This is a genomic window from Streptomyces sp. NPDC042100, from assembly GCF_055582325.1.
Genome location: NZ_JBVJDK010000006.1, coordinates 404736 through 418352, shown reverse-complemented (window position 1 = coordinate 418352; position 13617 = coordinate 404736). Strand labels below are relative to the sequence as shown.

10 protein-coding genes are annotated in these 13617 nt (G+C 74.1%); 5 read left to right on the top strand and 5 right to left on the bottom strand.

Annotated features, from left to right (window positions below):
• Positions 1-118 precede the first annotated feature (118 nt).
• A complete protein-coding gene (locus tag ACZ6J5_RS16555) occupies positions 119-976 on the top strand; it encodes a (2Fe-2S)-binding protein (RefSeq protein WP_469391979.1) in 858 nt (285 codons plus the stop codon).
• Positions 977-1196: 220 nt separating this feature from the next.
• The gene (locus ACZ6J5_RS16550; RefSeq protein WP_469391977.1) at positions 1197-2255 is read left to right on the top strand and encodes a DUF2637 domain-containing protein; all 1059 of its coding nucleotides are present in this window, start codon (positions 1197-1199) and stop codon (positions 2253-2255) included.
• Positions 2256-2283: 28 nt separating this feature from the next.
• Here ACZ6J5_RS16550 and ACZ6J5_RS16545 read toward each other — a convergent pair whose 3' ends face one another.
• The 4 genes from ACZ6J5_RS16545 to ACZ6J5_RS16530 form a co-directional block, all read right to left on the bottom strand.
• Positions 2284-2688 carry an ATP-binding protein gene (locus tag ACZ6J5_RS16545; protein WP_469391976.1) on the bottom strand — a complete coding sequence of 135 codons (405 nt, stop codon included), beginning with the start codon at positions 2686-2688 and terminating at the stop codon, positions 2284-2286.
• 75 nt (positions 2689-2763) lie between these two features.
• Positions 2764-4506 carry a pyruvate dehydrogenase gene (locus ACZ6J5_RS16540; RefSeq protein ID WP_469391974.1) on the bottom strand — a complete coding sequence of 581 codons (1743 nt, stop codon included), beginning with the start codon at positions 4504-4506 and terminating at the stop codon, positions 2764-2766.
• Positions 4507-4533: 27 nt separating this feature from the next.
• Positions 4534-5766, bottom strand: coding sequence for a protein phosphatase 2C domain-containing protein (locus ACZ6J5_RS16535; RefSeq protein ID WP_469391972.1), 1233 nt, complete (start codon positions 5764-5766; stop codon positions 4534-4536).
• A 132-nt stretch (positions 5767-5898) separates the two neighbouring features.
• Positions 5899-9675: a S8 family peptidase gene (locus ACZ6J5_RS16530; protein WP_469391970.1), complete on the bottom strand. Its 3777-nt coding sequence runs from the start codon at positions 9673-9675 to the stop codon at positions 5899-5901.
• A 233-nt stretch (positions 9676-9908) separates the two neighbouring features.
• Here ACZ6J5_RS16530 and ACZ6J5_RS16525 point away from each other — a divergent pair, with 233 nt between their 5' ends.
• The 3 genes from ACZ6J5_RS16525 (at position 9909) to ACZ6J5_RS16515 (ending at position 12056) form a co-directional block, all read left to right on the top strand.
• Positions 9909-10892, top strand: coding sequence for a helix-turn-helix domain-containing protein (locus tag ACZ6J5_RS16525; RefSeq protein WP_469391968.1), 984 nt, complete (start codon positions 9909-9911; stop codon positions 10890-10892).
• Between the two features lie 189 nt (positions 10893-11081).
• Positions 11082-11519 carry a hypothetical protein gene (locus ACZ6J5_RS16520; RefSeq protein WP_469391966.1) on the top strand — a complete coding sequence of 146 codons (438 nt, stop codon included), beginning with the start codon at positions 11082-11084 and terminating at the stop codon, positions 11517-11519.
• A 54-nt stretch (positions 11520-11573) separates the two neighbouring features.
• Positions 11574-12056 carry a DUF456 domain-containing protein gene (locus tag ACZ6J5_RS16515; protein ID WP_469391964.1) on the top strand — a complete coding sequence of 161 codons (483 nt, stop codon included), beginning with the start codon at positions 11574-11576 and terminating at the stop codon, positions 12054-12056.
• A gap of 123 nt (positions 12057-12179) precedes the next feature.
• On the opposite strand, the gene ACZ6J5_RS16510 is transcribed toward ACZ6J5_RS16515, so the two are convergent.
• On the bottom strand, positions 12180-13601 hold the full coding sequence (locus ACZ6J5_RS16510; RefSeq protein WP_469391962.1) for a bifunctional transcriptional activator/DNA repair enzyme AdaA: 1422 nt from the start codon (positions 13599-13601) through the stop codon (positions 12180-12182).
• Between the last annotated feature and the right edge of the window lie 16 nt (positions 13602-13617).

Sequence of the window (13617 nt, the reverse complement as noted above, 5' to 3'; positions counted from 1 at the left end):
CGGCTCGCGGTGCCGGGGTCCGTTATGCACGATAGGCGGACGGCGTCGCAGTTCAAACACCATGCGTATCGGGTAAGGTAAGGCTAACCTGCTAACGATCGCGATTCGGTGGTCCCGTATGGCCGTCCCCGCTCTGCTGCCGTCTCCCTCAGCCTCGCCCGTCGCGGCCTCCTACGCCCGGCTCGGCGAGGTCTTCCCCGGTCTGCGCGTCGACGAACACGAACGGGACGCGTCCCTGCCCCGCGGTACGGGGTGGGTCGGCGCGGACGGGCTCGGGGCCGGCGGGGCCGCCCTGGACGCCTTTCTCGCCTGGGACGAGACCCAGGTGCGCCGGGACTACGGGCAGTCGGCCCGGCCCGACGTGGTGGCGAGCTTCGGGCTGCACCGGTACGCCTGGCCGGCCTGCCTGCTGGTGACGCTGCCCTGGTTCCTGCACCGCCGGGTGCCCCGGCTGCCGGCACGGAACGTGGCCTTCCATCGCGCTCTGGGGCGCTTCGCGGTCCGGGTCGAGGAGTTCGCCTGCCTGCCCGGCGACCCCGCCGCCGCGCTGCCCGGCGCCCGGGTGGTGCCGGACGAGGAGGCGCTGCGGGCCGAGGTGCGGGCCTCGCTCGGCGAGCACTTCGAGGAGCTCCTGGCCGGCTTCGGGCCCCGGATGCGGCGGGGGCGGCGGGCGCTGTGGGGCATGGTCACCGACGAGATCGTCGAGGGGCTCTGGTACATCGGGGAGCTGCTCGGCGAGGAGCGGCGGGCCAGGGCCGAGCTGGAGCTGCTGATGCCGCGCACGGCCAAGCCGTACGTGGGACCGGCCGGCTTCCGTGAGCTGGCGGGCTCCGCCGAGGCCTGCGGCGCCTCCCGGGCCACCCGGGACCGCGCGACCTGCTGCTTCTTCTACACCCTGCGCCCCGAGGACACCTGCACGACCTGCCCCCGCACCGCCGACGAGGAGCGGGTGCGCAGGCTCGCCGCCGCCGGCTGACCGGGGCCCGCGCCTACACCGCCCTTCGGGGTGATCGGATTCGCACCCGTATCCGGTTACCTAGGCTTCAGTTCGAGTCGATTCTCCCTATTCGTATGGCCTGCGGACCCGATGGCGTGCTCTTGCCCCGAAACCCCGTGCCCGCCCGTTCCGGTCGGCCAGTATGGGCCGCCGTATCGGCCTAACTGCGAGGCACAACTGCGAGGCAAGGGACACCCCGATGAGACTGACCGACATATCGCTGGACTGGCTGCTTCCGGGCGGCGTGATGGTGGCGGGGGTCCTGACGGCGGTGGCGGTCCTCGCGCGCGGGAAGCGCGCCGGTGACCAGGCCGCGGCCGACGACTCCTGGGAGCGCAGCGAGGAGCGCCGCAGACGCAAGGAGGCGGTCTACGGCACCGCCTCGTACGTCCTGCTCTTCTGCTGCGCCGCGGTCGCGGCGGCGCTCTCCTTCCACGGGCTCGTCGGCTTCGGCCGGCAGAACCTCAACCTCACCGGGGGCTGGGAGTACCTGGTCCCGTTCGGACTCGACGGTGCGGCCATGTTCTGCTCGGTGCTCGCCGTCCGCGAGGCCAGCCACGGCGACGCGGCCCTCGGGTCGCGCCTGCTGGTCTGGACGTTCGCGGGGGCCGCGGCCTGGTTCAACTGGGTGCACGCGCCGCGCGGCCTGGGCCACGCGGGGGCGCCGCAGTTCTTCGCGGGGATGTCCCTGTCGGCCGCGGTCCTCTTCGACCGGGCGCTGAAGCAGACCAGGCGGGCGGCGCTGCGCGAGCAGGGGCTGATCCCGAGGCCGCTGCCGCAGATCCGGATGGTCCGCTGGCTGCGGGCGCCCCGGGAGACCTTCGGCGCCTGGTCGCTGATGCTCCTGGAAGGCGTACGGACGCTGGACGAGGCCGTCGACGAGGTGCGCGAGGACCGCAAGGAGAAGGAGGCCAACCGGATCCGCAGGCGGGAGCAGGCGAAGCTGGACCGGGCGCGGCTGAAGGCGCTCAACCGGCAGCACCGGGCCTTCGGGCGCGGGGGCGGCCGTCAGGTGGAGGTGTCGGCCCTCGGGACCGGCACGGGTGCGGGCTCCGCGACGCCGGTGCAGGCCGCCGTCGCGGAGCCCGCCATAGCGGACCCCGGACAGCTGCCGCTTCGACACCGGCCCTCCCTGCAAGCCGTGAAGGGCGCTGAGCCCCGGACGGTGGACCTCACCGCCGAGGACGACACCCAGACGCTGCCCCGGCTCGACTCCCTGGAGCGCAAGCTCGCGGATCTGGAGCAGCAGTTCGGCTGAGTTCCCTCATATGAACGGCGGGGCCGCCTCAGGCGGCCCCGCCGTTCAGTTCGAACCAGACCACCTTGCCCACCTCGTGGTTCTCCACTCCCCAGGAGTCGGCGAGGGCCCGGACCAGGAGCAGTCCCCGGCCGTGCGGGTCGTCGTCGGCGGGCCGGGAGCGCGGGGGGCGCAGTCCCGAGACGAAGTCCCTGACCTCGACCCGTAATTGCGCGGGTTCGACGGTGGCCGTCACGACCGCGCCGTCGTCCGTGTGGATCAGGGCGTTGGTCACCAGCTCGCTGGTGAGCAGTTCGGCGACGTCGCCGGCGCCGGGCGCGCCCCACGTCGCCAGGAACGCCCGCAAGGCGTGCCGCACCTCCGGCACCGCGGTGAGATCGGTGCGTCCCACCTTTCTGAGCAGTTGAGTCGGCTGTCGCGCCTCCCCGGCCATATCCCCCACCCCTGCGTCGGATCGAACAGGCTCACGGGGATGAATGCCCCCTGGGGAGGCGCGCATTCATGAACGTCAGGGGCGAGGCACGTTACGCAGGTTGGAACGGGCCATCTGGAGCATCCGGCCCACTCCCCCGTCGAGGACGATCTTGCTGGCGGAGAGGGCGAAGCCGGTGACCATCTCGGCGCTGATCTTGGGCGGGATGGAGAGCGCGTTGGGGTCGGTGACGACGTCGACGAGGGCGGGTCCCTTGTGGCGGAAGGCGTCCTTGAGGGCGCCCGCGAGCTGTTTCGGCTTCTCGACGCGGACGCCGTAGGCGCCGGCGGCGCGGGCGATGGCGGCGAAGTCCGGGTTCTTGTTGGTGGTTCCGTACGAGGGCAATCCGGCCACCAGCATCTCCAGTTCGACCATACCCAGCGAGGAGTTGTCGAAGACGATCACCTTCACCGGGAGGTCGTACTGGACGAGGGTGAGGAAGTCGCCCATCAGCATGGTGAAGCCGCCGTCGCCGGACATCGAGACGACCTGGCGGTTGCGGTCGGTGAACTGGGCGCCGATCGCCTGCGGCAGGGCGTTGGCCATGGAGCCGTGGCTGAAGGAGCCGATGATGCGGCGGCGTCCGTTGGGGGTGAGGTAGCGGGCGGCCCAGACGTTGCACATGCCGGTGTCGACGGTGAACACGGCGTCGTCGTCGGCGAGTTCGTCGAGGACGGCGGCCACGTACTCGGGGTGGATGGGGACGTGCTTCTCGACCTTGCGGGTGTAGGCCTTGACCACGCCTTCGAGGGCGTCGGCGTGCTTCTTCAGCATCTTGTCGAGGAAGCGGCGGTCGGCCTTGGCCCGGACGCGCGGGGTGACGCAGCGCAGGGTCTCGCGGACGTCGCCCCAGACGGCGAGGTCGAGCCGGGAGCGCCGGCCGAGCCGTTCGGGCCGCACGTCGATCTGGACGATCTTGACGTCGTCGGGCAGGAAGGCGTTGTACGGGAAGTCGGTGCCGAGCAGGATCAGCAGGTCGCACTCGTGGGTGGCCTCGTAGGCGGCGCCGTAGCCGAGCAGTCCGCTCATGCCGACGTCGTACGGGTTGTCGTACTGGATCCACTCCTTGCCGCGCAGGGCGTGCCCGACGGGGGCCTTGACCCGTGCGGCGAAGTCCATGACCTCGGTGTGGGCGCCCGCGGTGCCGCTGCCGCAGAACAGCGTCACCCGTTCGGCCGCGTCGATCATCCGGACCAGGGCGTCGATCTCGCCGTCGCCGGGGCGGACCGTGGGCCGGGCGGTGACCAGGGCGATCTCGGCGGCCTTCTCAGGCGCGGGCTCGGAGGCGACGTCGCCGGGCAGCGAGACGACGCTGACGCCGCTCTGGCCGACCGCGTGCTGGATCGCGGTGTGCAGCAGCCGGGGCATCTGCTTCGGGCTGGAGATGAGCTCGCTGTAGTGGCTGCACTCGCGGAACAGCTGGTCGGGATGGGTCTCCTGGAAGTAGGAGAGGCCGATCTCGCTGGACGGGATGTGGGAGGCCAGGGCGAGGACCGGGGCCATGGAACGGTGGGCGTCGTACAGGCCGTTGATGAGGTGCAGGTTGCCCGGTCCGCAGGAGCCGGCGCAGGCGGCGAGCCGGCCGGTGATCTGGGCCTCCGCGCCCGCCGCGAACGCGGCGACCTCCTCGTGCCGCACCTGGATCCAGTCGATGGCGGAGGTGCGGCGGATCGCGTCGACGACGGGGTTCAGGCTGTCGCCGACCACCCCGTACAGGCGCTGGACGCCGGCGCGGACGAGGATGTCGACGAACTGTTCTGCGACATTCTGTTTGGCCATGGGTCCATCAACCCATGGCCCGGCGGGTTACGCCTCCCAGACCGCGACCCCGGTGCGGTCGTCGGCGTAGCCGGTGACGCGGAGCTGGGTGTCGGCGAGGAAGGCGGCGAGTCCGGGGGGCTCCGCGCCGGCCCAGCGGTCGGCGAGCTCGCGGGCGAGGGCGGGTTCGCCGCGCAGCGGCCCGGCCAGGCCCGGGGAGGCGAGCAGCAGGGTGTCGCCGGGGCGGGCGACGGAGGCGCGGAAGCGGAAGGGTTCGGCGGGCGGCGGGGGCGGTTCCGGCGGGACGGGGCCGGGGGGCGTGGGGACGCCGAGGTCCATGGTGGGGGTCTCGGGGGGCGGCGGGGGCGGGGAGCCGTAGCCGACGACGGGGGCGCCGGGGGCGGGCTCCGGGAGCAGCGGTTCGATGTCCTGCCAGGCGCCGTCGCGGAGCCGGAAGAGGCCGCCGGCGCCGATGCCGAAGAAGACCCGGGTGCGGCAGCCGGGGTCGGCGGAGAGCAGCAGGCAGCGCAGACCCGCCGTGTACTCCTCGGGGGTGAGGCCGAGGTCGGCTGCGCGGCCACGGAGCCGGGTGGTGGTGCGGTCGGTGAGCCGGTGGAGGCCGGATTTGAGGTCGCCGCGGCGGCCGGTGCGGATGTCGTCGGAGAGCCGGGCGTGGCTGCGGCCGACGGCTTCGGCGATCCAGCGGCAGGCGTCGGCGGCGGCCAGGTGGGCGTGGTCGGAGGCGCGGGGTCCGGCGGCGACGGCGACGAGGACCAGGGCGGCCTCGTCGTGGCCGAAGCGGGCGGTGAGGAGGGCGTCGCGGCGGGGTTCGCCCCGGTAGCGGGCGGAGTCGCCTCGGACGGAGGCGGCGCGCAGGGTGTAGGCGCCGTAGCGGGCCCCGTCGAGGACGGTGTCGGCGACCAGGGCGGCGAGCGCCTCGGGGCGAGCGGCGGGCAGCGCGGTGGGTTCGGCCTCGTAGGTGGGGGGCCGGGTGCCGACGTGGCCGGCGCGGGGGCGGGGCGCGGGGACCTGGAGGGTGGGCTCGGGCGGTTCCTCAGGCGGCGGGGGCGGTGCCGGTTCGTCGGTGGCGAGCTCCCAGGGCGGCGCCTCGGGGGCGACCGCCGTACCGACCGTCGTACCGGCCGTCGTGGTGCCCGCCGTCGTGGTGCCCGCGGCGGAGTCGAAGCGCTCGTCGAGGCTGTCGGAGGTCGCGACGGGCCCGGTGTCCGGGGCCGCGGCGTCGTAGAGCTTGTCCCACCAGTTGTCCCCCTGCTGAGTCATGCCCTTATTGTCCACCGTGCAGGCCGTCAGAAAACGGGACATCCGGAAATGTCTCGCGGAAGTCGGATGGAATGAATGGTCCGCCGGGCGACCCCACCCCCCACGGGAAGGACGCCCGGCGGACCGGCGTGATCAGCGCACGTCGTAGGCGCGGACCACGGTCTGGGTGACGGAGTTGCCCCGGGCGTCCGTCAGTTCGGTCTTCAGGGTGACCTGCTTGCCGGTCGCGCCCGCGTGGTTCACGGTCGCGGTCCAGCCGCCGCCCTGCCGGGAGACCCGGGCTTCGGTCCAGGTCTCGCCCCCGTCGTAGGAGTACGAGAGCCTGGCCGAGGTGAGGGCCGCGGGGGTGTAGCCCGCGTGACCCGTCGCGCTGAGGCCGATCCGCTGGCCGTCGGTCGCGGCGAGGGTCTTGAGTCCGTCCTCCGGAAGGTCGTACCGGGGGAAGAGAATCGGGATGCCCTGAGAATAGACGCTCTCGTCGAGCTTGGAGGTGAATTTCCAGGCCGAGTTGACGGATGTGGAGCGGGCCCACACCCGGCTGCCGAGCTTCATGGTGTTCTGTTCCAGCGTGTACGTGCCGGGCTCGGACGGCACCTCGAAGACTCCGGACGGCCGGCCGGTCTCGTCGATGACCTCGCCGTCCTTGCTCAGGCGGAGGTTGCCGATGTCACCGAAGGAGCCGGGCTCGGCGTGGTGGGTGGAGTCGCCCCACATCGCGTTGGCGAAGCCGATGAGGTTGCCCTGGCGTTCGGCGACGAGGACCGGCGTGCCGGTGGCGTCGCGCGGGGCGGTGGGGGCAATGACGCCGTCGTACCAGCGCTCGGCGCGGCGCTCGCCCGCGGTGTAGCGGTGGGCTGCGCCGACCATGAGCTCCCCGTAGGGGAAGCTGCTGCCGACGAGCTGCCGCCAGGAGGTGTCGCCCGCGCTGTAGTACTCGGTGCGGGTGCCGGGGGCGGGGACGGTCTCCAGGGAGCCGAAGGTGACGGCGGTGCCGTCCGGCCGGTAGGCGGCGGGGAACTCCATGAAGTCGGCGGCGATGCCGGAGGAGCCGTAGCGGGAGTCGGTGCGGCCGAGGTCGCGGTCCCGGACCCGGTAGGCGCGCTCGTCGCGGACCTGGCCGGTCTCGGGGAACGCGAGGTTGTAGAGGTAGGGGCTCTTCGCGGTGGCCTTCCAGGTGAGGGTGGTCTCACCGGTGCGGAGCCGGTCGAGCAGGGCGACGGCCTCGTCGGCGGGGACGGAGAGGACCGGCAGGCCCGGTCCGGTGAAGCCGCCGCCGGGGTACCAGCGGCCCTCGGCCTGGTGGTACGTGAGGACGGCGAGGGCGCCGGCCTTCTTGGCGTCGCGGGCGAGGCCGCTCGCCTCGGTGGTGTCGTCGGGGAGGCGGACCAGGGCGATCCGGCCCTTCACCCCGGCGGCGGCGAGCTCCTCGGGGGTGCCGGTGCCCGCGTCGACGAGCCGGGCGGAGCCGGTGCCGTCGAGGTTGTCGGAGGCGATGGAGGCGGTCAGCGGGTGCAGCCGCAGTCCGTCGCGGGTGGCGAGGCGCTCGATCTGCGGGGCGGCGGCGCGCCAGTAGCTGCCGAACTCGAAGTCGCCCTCACCGGCGCGGCCTTCGACGGAGGCGTAGTAGCCGCGGACGGTGCGCGGGCCGGTGGCGGTGCCGGCGTGCAGCCAGGTGCCGTCCCAGGAACGGGAGAACGCGAGGGTCGCGCCGCGGAGCTCGGACGGCTTGTCGGTGCGGACCGACAGGCGGTGGGCGGCGCGGGCGTCGAGGACGACCGTGGTGTCCTTCCGCAGCTCCAGCCGCGGGCGGGCCAGGTAGCTGATCGAGTCGGTCAGCCTGGTGTTCGCGCCCGGGTCGGGGGTGGTGACGAAGGAGGAGAGGAAGTAGCTGCCGGCGCGCAGGCGGTAGACCTGGTCGGCGGAGCCCTCGTTGAAGCGGCGGGAGCCGCTGGAGTCGTCGGTGCCGATGACGTCGAGCGAGGAGGCGCCGTCGGCGGGCTTGCCGTGGCGGTCGATCAGCTTGACCCGCAGGGTGACGGTCTCGGGCTCGACGTACAGCGCGAACGGGGTGGCGACGTGGACGCCGCCGGGGCCGGTGGCGACCACGCGGCCGGTGACGTCGCCGTACTGGGCGCGCTCCAGGCGGGCGGCCGGGTCGAGGCGGAGCGGGACGCGGACGGTGGCGCCGGCCGGGACGGTGACGGTGCTGGTGTCGAGGCGGGCGAGCGGGGAGCGGACGGCGGAGCCGTCGTTGCCGGTGACCTTCTCTACGGCGAGGCGCAGGGTGACGGGCTTGGCGCCGGTGTTGGTGTACGGGACGGACGCGGTGGTGCGGTCGGTGCGGTCCTGGGGCCAGTTGAAGGTGCCGCCCTGGACGGCGGGGGCGCCGAGGACGGTCTGGCCGATGGCGGCCTTCACGTCGAGCCGGCCGCCGCCGACCTGGCGGGTGTCGCCGGGGACGCCGCTGTCGGCGGAGGAGACGAGGGCGGCCTTGATCTGCCGGGCGGTCCAGTCGGGGTGGCGCTGCTTGACGATGGCGGCGGCACCGGCGACGTGCGGGGTGGCCATGGAGGTGCCGGACATCGACTGGTAGGCGTAGACGCCCCGGCCGCCGGCCGCCGCCGCGGAGATGCCGACGCCGGGGGCGGCGATCTCGGGCTTGAGGGTGTGGCCCGCGTCGGAGGCCGGGCCCCGGCTGGAGAACCACGCGGTGGAGTCGTCGCGGTCGACGGCGCCGACGGTGAGCACGCTGGGGGCGCAGCCGGGGGCGGAGACGGTGTTGTTGCCGGGGCCCGAGTTGCCGGCGGCTATGACGAACAGGGTGCCCTCGTTCTGGGCGAGTTGCTCGGCGGCCAGGCTCATCGGGTCGGTGCAGTCGGTCTCGGAGGGGTTGCCGAGGCTCATGGAGACGACGTCGGCGCCCTGGGCGACGGCCCATTCCATGCCGGCGATGATCCACGAGGTGGCGCCGGAGCCGGAGTCGTCGAGGACCTTGCCGTTGAGGAGGGCCGCGCCGGGGGCGACGCCCTTCTTCTTGCCGCCGCTGGCGGCGCCGGAGCCGCCGACGGTGGAGATGGTGTGGGTGCCGTGGCCCTGCCGGTCGTCGGTGCTGTCGGAGTCGGTGAAGTTCCGCGAGGCGACGATCCGGCCCTTGAGGTCGGGGTGTTCGGCGTCGGCGCCGGTGTCGAGGACGGCGACCTTGGTGCCGGTGCCGTCGTAGCCGGCGGCCCAGGCCTCGGGGGCGTGCACCTGGGCGGTGGAGCGCTCCAGGGTGGCCTGGACCTTGCGGTCGAGCCACAGCTTCTTCAGGCCGCCGCCGGCCGAGCGGGCGGTGGCGGGTCCGGTGACGTCGGCCCAGAAGGTGGCGGCCCGCTTCTTGTCGGCGGTGAGGGCCACGGCGTCGACGGTCTTGAGGACCTGGCCTCGGGTGGCGCCGCGCGGGGCGGGCGGGACGGCGCGGGCGGTCGCCAGGTCGGTGCCGTAGACGGCGATCAGCGGCAGGGTGGCGGAGCCGGCGTCGTCGTAGCCCTGACGGACCAGTCCGGTGACGTTGAAGAGCTCCTCGTCGACGCGGCCGGCGGCCAGCGCGGAGGTGGCGCCCTCGGGGTAGACGTAGAGGTCCTGGCCGGAGCGGCGGGTCTGGACGAGGGGCACGGTGCCGTCCTCGCGGGGCAGCGCGGCGGCGGCCGGGTTGCCGTCGGCGTCGCGGGTGACCAGCACCCGGTCGCCGGTCACCAGGGTCACGGTGGCGGGCCGCTGCCCGTCCTGGCCGGCCTTGCCGCCGACCAGTGGTCGCTTGCCGGTCGCGTGGGCGTCCTGCGGCGCTTCGGCCGCGGACGCCGCGACCGCGGTGACGGCCAGGACGGCGGCGGTCGCCGCCCCCAGGGCCGTACGCGAAATCGGGCGCATCGCTCTCCCCATCTGATTCCGGTCATGAGGGCATAAAAGCCTTATGGCCAGAGGCTGTTGGTGCTGCGGTGGCGCCACATTGGCAGAGGTGAGGGTGGTGCAGGCAGGATGGGCGCGGCGGGAATGCGCCGTGGCCGTTTCCCGCCAGAGCGCCAACGGAACGAAGGCGTCCGGTGAACGTCCGGCGAATGTCCGGGTCGTCCGGGGACGTCCGGTGAGGGGTGGGGTCAGCGATGCTGGGTGCGATAGGACTCGACGAGCGGCAGGAGTCCGCCTACCGGGCGCTGGTCGCCCTGGGCGCGGCGGAGGTCGCCGACCTGGCGCACCGGCTCGCGCTGCCGGAGACCGATACCGAGCGGGCGCTGCGCCGGCTGGAGTCCCAGGGCCTGGCGGCCCAGTCCTCGGCGCGCACCGGGCGCTGGGTCGCCGCGCCGCCCGGGGTGGCGCTGGGCGCGCTGCTCACCCAGCAGCGGCACGAGCTGGAGCAGGCGGAGCTGGCGGCGGCGCTGCTGGCCCGGGAGTACCGCGCGGAGGCGGCCGAGCCGGCCGTGCACGACCTGGTGGAGGTGGTGACGGGCGCGGGGGCCGTCACCCATCGTTTCCTCCAGCTCCAGCTCGGCGCGACCGAGGAGGTCTGCGCGCTGGTGACGGGCAAGCCGATCGCGGTGTCGGGGATGGAGAACGACGCGGAGGCGCAGGCGGCGGAGCGCGGGGTGGGCTACCGGGTGGTGATCGAGCGCGAGGTGCTGACGCTGCCCTCGGGGCTGATCGAGCTGTCGGCGGCGCTGGGCCGCGAGGAGCGGATCCGGATCGTGGACCGGGTGCCGACGAAGCTGGTGATCGCGGACCGGACGCTCGCGATGGTGCCGCTGACCGGGCGCGGCGCGGAGCCGGCCGCGCTGGTGGTGCACGCGAGCGGGCTGCTGGAGTCGCTGACGGGGCTCTTCGAGTCGGTGTGGCGGGAGGCGCTGCCGCTGCGGCTCGGCGCGGGGGCGCTGGTGACCGAGGACGAGACGCCGGGTCCGGACGCGACGGACCTGGAGATCCTGTCGCTGCTGCTGGCCGGGATGACCGACGCGAGCGTGGCGAAGCAGCTGGAGCTGGGGCTGCGCACGGTGCAGCGGCGGGTGAAGGGGCTGATGGAGCTGACCGGAGTGACGACCCGGCTGCAGCTGGGCTGGCACGCGTACGAGAAGGGGTGGGTGGCCCGGCGGTAGGGAGCGGGACGGGCCGGTGAGGGCGGGCCGGCGGGGCCTGCCGGGCCAGGGGGTGGGGCCTGCCGGGCCAGGGGGTGGGCGTGGGCACGCCAAGACATGGCCGTATCGTGGCGGCCGCGTTTCACTCCGTGACCTCTTCCCTTCCCCTGTTCCCGTCGCTCTCCGCGGCCCTCTCCCCCAGGAGCACCCATGAACGGAAGGCGCCTGCGCGCCCTGCTGGCCTTCGCCGCGCCGCTGCTGGAGGAGGGGGAGCGGGTGGAGGTGACCTCGCTGATCAACCTGAGCTCGGTCACGGTGCGCCGCACGGCCGCCTACGGGGTCGCCTCGGCGCTCCTGAGCGGCGGGGCGCTGGCGGTGGTGCCGGTACCGGTCCCGATGTACCTGCTGATGACCGACCGGCGGCTGCTGGTCTTCCGGGTGGACCGGGTGACGGCGAAGCCGGTCGAGCACACGATGACGATCCAGCGCGCCCACCTCTACCGCTCGGAGATCAGGGAGCGGATCCTCAACTCCTCGTTCGTGCTCTCCTCGCCGTACAGCGAGACCTCGCTGAAGCTGATCTTCCCGCTGATCGACCGCAAGGCCCGCGACCGGGTCGCCGCCGCGATACCGCTCGCCGCCGGCTGACCCGTACGCACCCCGCGACCTGCGCGGACACGCGGATTCCGGCACCCTTGGCAGATGGGTGTGTGGCAGCTCCTGCTGATCGCGATGGTGATGCTGCTCGGACTGTTCGGGGTGCTGACGCCCGGCGTGCCGGGGACGTGGCTGGTGTGGGCCGGGATGCTCTGGTGGTCGCTGCACGAGCAGACCGGACTCGCCTGGATCCTGCTGGTCTCCTCGACGGGCCTGCTGCTCCTCACCCAGGTGGTCGTGTGGCAGCTGCCGCCGCGCCGCTTCCGGGGCGTCGGCATCACCCGGCGGATGGTCGGGTACGCGGGGGCCGGCGCGCTCCTGGGCTTCCTGCTGGTCCCGGTGGTCGGCGCGATCCCCGGTTTCGTCGGCGGCGTCTACCTCTCCGAACGGCTGCGGCTCGGCGGCCACGGGCAGGCGCGGGCGGCCACCCGCACGGTGATGCGGGCGGCGGGCACCAGCGTGCTGGTGGAGCTCTTCGCCTGTCTGCTGATCGTGGGGGCGTGGGCGGGGGCGGTGCTCTGGGGCTGAGCCGGGGCCCGGGGCGGGCGCTTCAGGGCTTCTGGGCTCAGGGCTCTGAGCTCTGGGCTCTGGGCTCTGGGCTCTGGGCGGGGGCTCGGGGCCCTTGCGGGGGCTCGGGGCCCTTGCGGGGCTTCAGGGGGTGAGGCGCAGGTAGCGGGCCGCGTACGAGCGCCAGGGGCGCCACTCCGGGTGCTCCGGCAGGCCCTCCGGGGCGACGTCGGGGTCGCCGAGGGCGCGGGTGCGGATGGCCGTGGCCGCGCGGGCGGTCAGGCCCGGCACGGTGTCCAGCGCGGCGGCGGTGGCGGCCCGGTCGGCACCGGGGTCGAGCCGGAGAGTGCCGTCGGCGAGCGCGCGGGCCAGCGGCCCGGCGACCGGATCGGCGGTGAGCGCGGCGGGCTCGGGGAAGACGTGGGTGAGGCCGCCGCTGGGGGTCTCCAGCGGCGTGCCGTACGCGGCGAGCAGCCGGGCGGCCCGGTCCGGGCCGGCCAGGGTCCGTACCGCGAACTCCTCCGGTTCGGCCGTGCCCGGCGAGCGGACGCCGGGGCGGGCGGCGACCTCGGCGGCGAGCACCGGGTCGGCGCCGAGGCGCTCGGCGACGGCGTACGGGTCGGCGTCCAGGTCCAGCAGGCGGCGCAGCCGCTGGACGGCGGTGGTGAGGTCGCGCAGCTCGGTGAGGTGGATACGGGCCTCCAGCCAGCGGCCCGGGGAGCGTTCGTCGACGGAGACGATCCCGGTGCCGTACGGGAGGCGCAGGGTGCGCCGGTAGGTGCGGGCTCCGGGCGTGCCGACGACCTCCTCGACGCCGGGCAGGGCCTCGGCGGCGAGCAGGTCGAAGACCTCGCCCGCGGCGTAGGGGCCCCGGTGGGCCAGCCGCAGCGGCACCCCGGCGGCCGGCGCGCGGCGCTGCCCGGTGCCGGTGCCGGTGCCGGATTCCTCGCGCAGCCGGGTGGGGGTGCGGGCGTAGACGGCGCGGATGGTGTCGTTGAACTGCCGCACGCTGGCGAAACCGGCCGCGAAGGCGATCTCGGTGACCGGCAGGCCGGTGGTCTGGAGCAGTAGCCGCGCGGTGTGGGCGCGCTGGGCGCGGGCCAGGGCGACGGGCCCGGCACCGAGTTCGGCGGTGAGCTGGCGCTGCACCTGGCGGGCGCTGTAGCCGAGGCGTACGGCGAGGCCGGGGACGCCCTCGCGGTCGACGACGCCGTCGCCGATCATGCGGACGGCGCGCCCGACGACGTCGGCCCGGACGTTCCATTCGGCGGAGCCGGGCACGGCGTCGGGGCGGCAGCGACGGCAGGCCCGGAAGCCGTGGCCCTGGGCCGCGGCCGCGGTGGGGAAGAAGCTGACGTTGCGCCGCTTGGGGGTGACGGCGGGGCAGCTCGGGCGGCAGTAGATGCCGGTGGTGGAGACGGCGAAGAAGAAGACTCCGTCGAAGCGGGCGTCGCGGCTGCTCACGGCTTCGTACCGGGCGTCCGTGATCGTGGCCGTGACCGTGTCCGTGTCCCTGCGCGCGGGCGGGTGCGCGGGCGTCTCCGTGTGCGTGTCCGTGTCCTCCATGCCCTCCAGTGTGCGG

Coding starts and splice junctions, on each gene's coding strand:
- ACZ6J5_RS16545 (WP_469391976.1), bottom strand. CDS start 2,688: ATGGCCGGGGAGGCGCGACAGCCGACTCAACTGCTCAGAAAGGTGGGA.
- ACZ6J5_RS16550 (WP_469391977.1), top strand. CDS start 1,197: ATGAGACTGACCGACATATCGCTGGACTGGCTGCTTCCGGGCGGCGTG.
- ACZ6J5_RS16510 (WP_469391962.1), bottom strand. CDS start 13,601: ATGGAGGACACGGACACGCACACGGAGACGCCCGCGCACCCGCCCGCG.
- ACZ6J5_RS16515 (WP_469391964.1), top strand. CDS start 11,574: ATGGGTGTGTGGCAGCTCCTGCTGATCGCGATGGTGATGCTGCTCGGA.
- ACZ6J5_RS16525 (WP_469391968.1), top strand. CDS start 9,909: ATGCTGGGTGCGATAGGACTCGACGAGCGGCAGGAGTCCGCCTACCGG.
- ACZ6J5_RS16530 (WP_469391970.1), bottom strand. CDS start 9,675: ATGCGCCCGATTTCGCGTACGGCCCTGGGGGCGGCGACCGCCGCCGTC.
- ACZ6J5_RS16555 (WP_469391979.1), top strand. CDS start 119: ATGGCCGTCCCCGCTCTGCTGCCGTCTCCCTCAGCCTCGCCCGTCGCG.
- ACZ6J5_RS16520 (WP_469391966.1), top strand. CDS start 11,082: ATGAACGGAAGGCGCCTGCGCGCCCTGCTGGCCTTCGCCGCGCCGCTG.
- ACZ6J5_RS16540 (WP_469391974.1), bottom strand. CDS start 4,506: ATGGCCAAACAGAATGTCGCAGAACAGTTCGTCGACATCCTCGTCCGC.
- ACZ6J5_RS16535 (WP_469391972.1), bottom strand. CDS start 5,766: ATGACTCAGCAGGGGGACAACTGGTGGGACAAGCTCTACGACGCCGCG.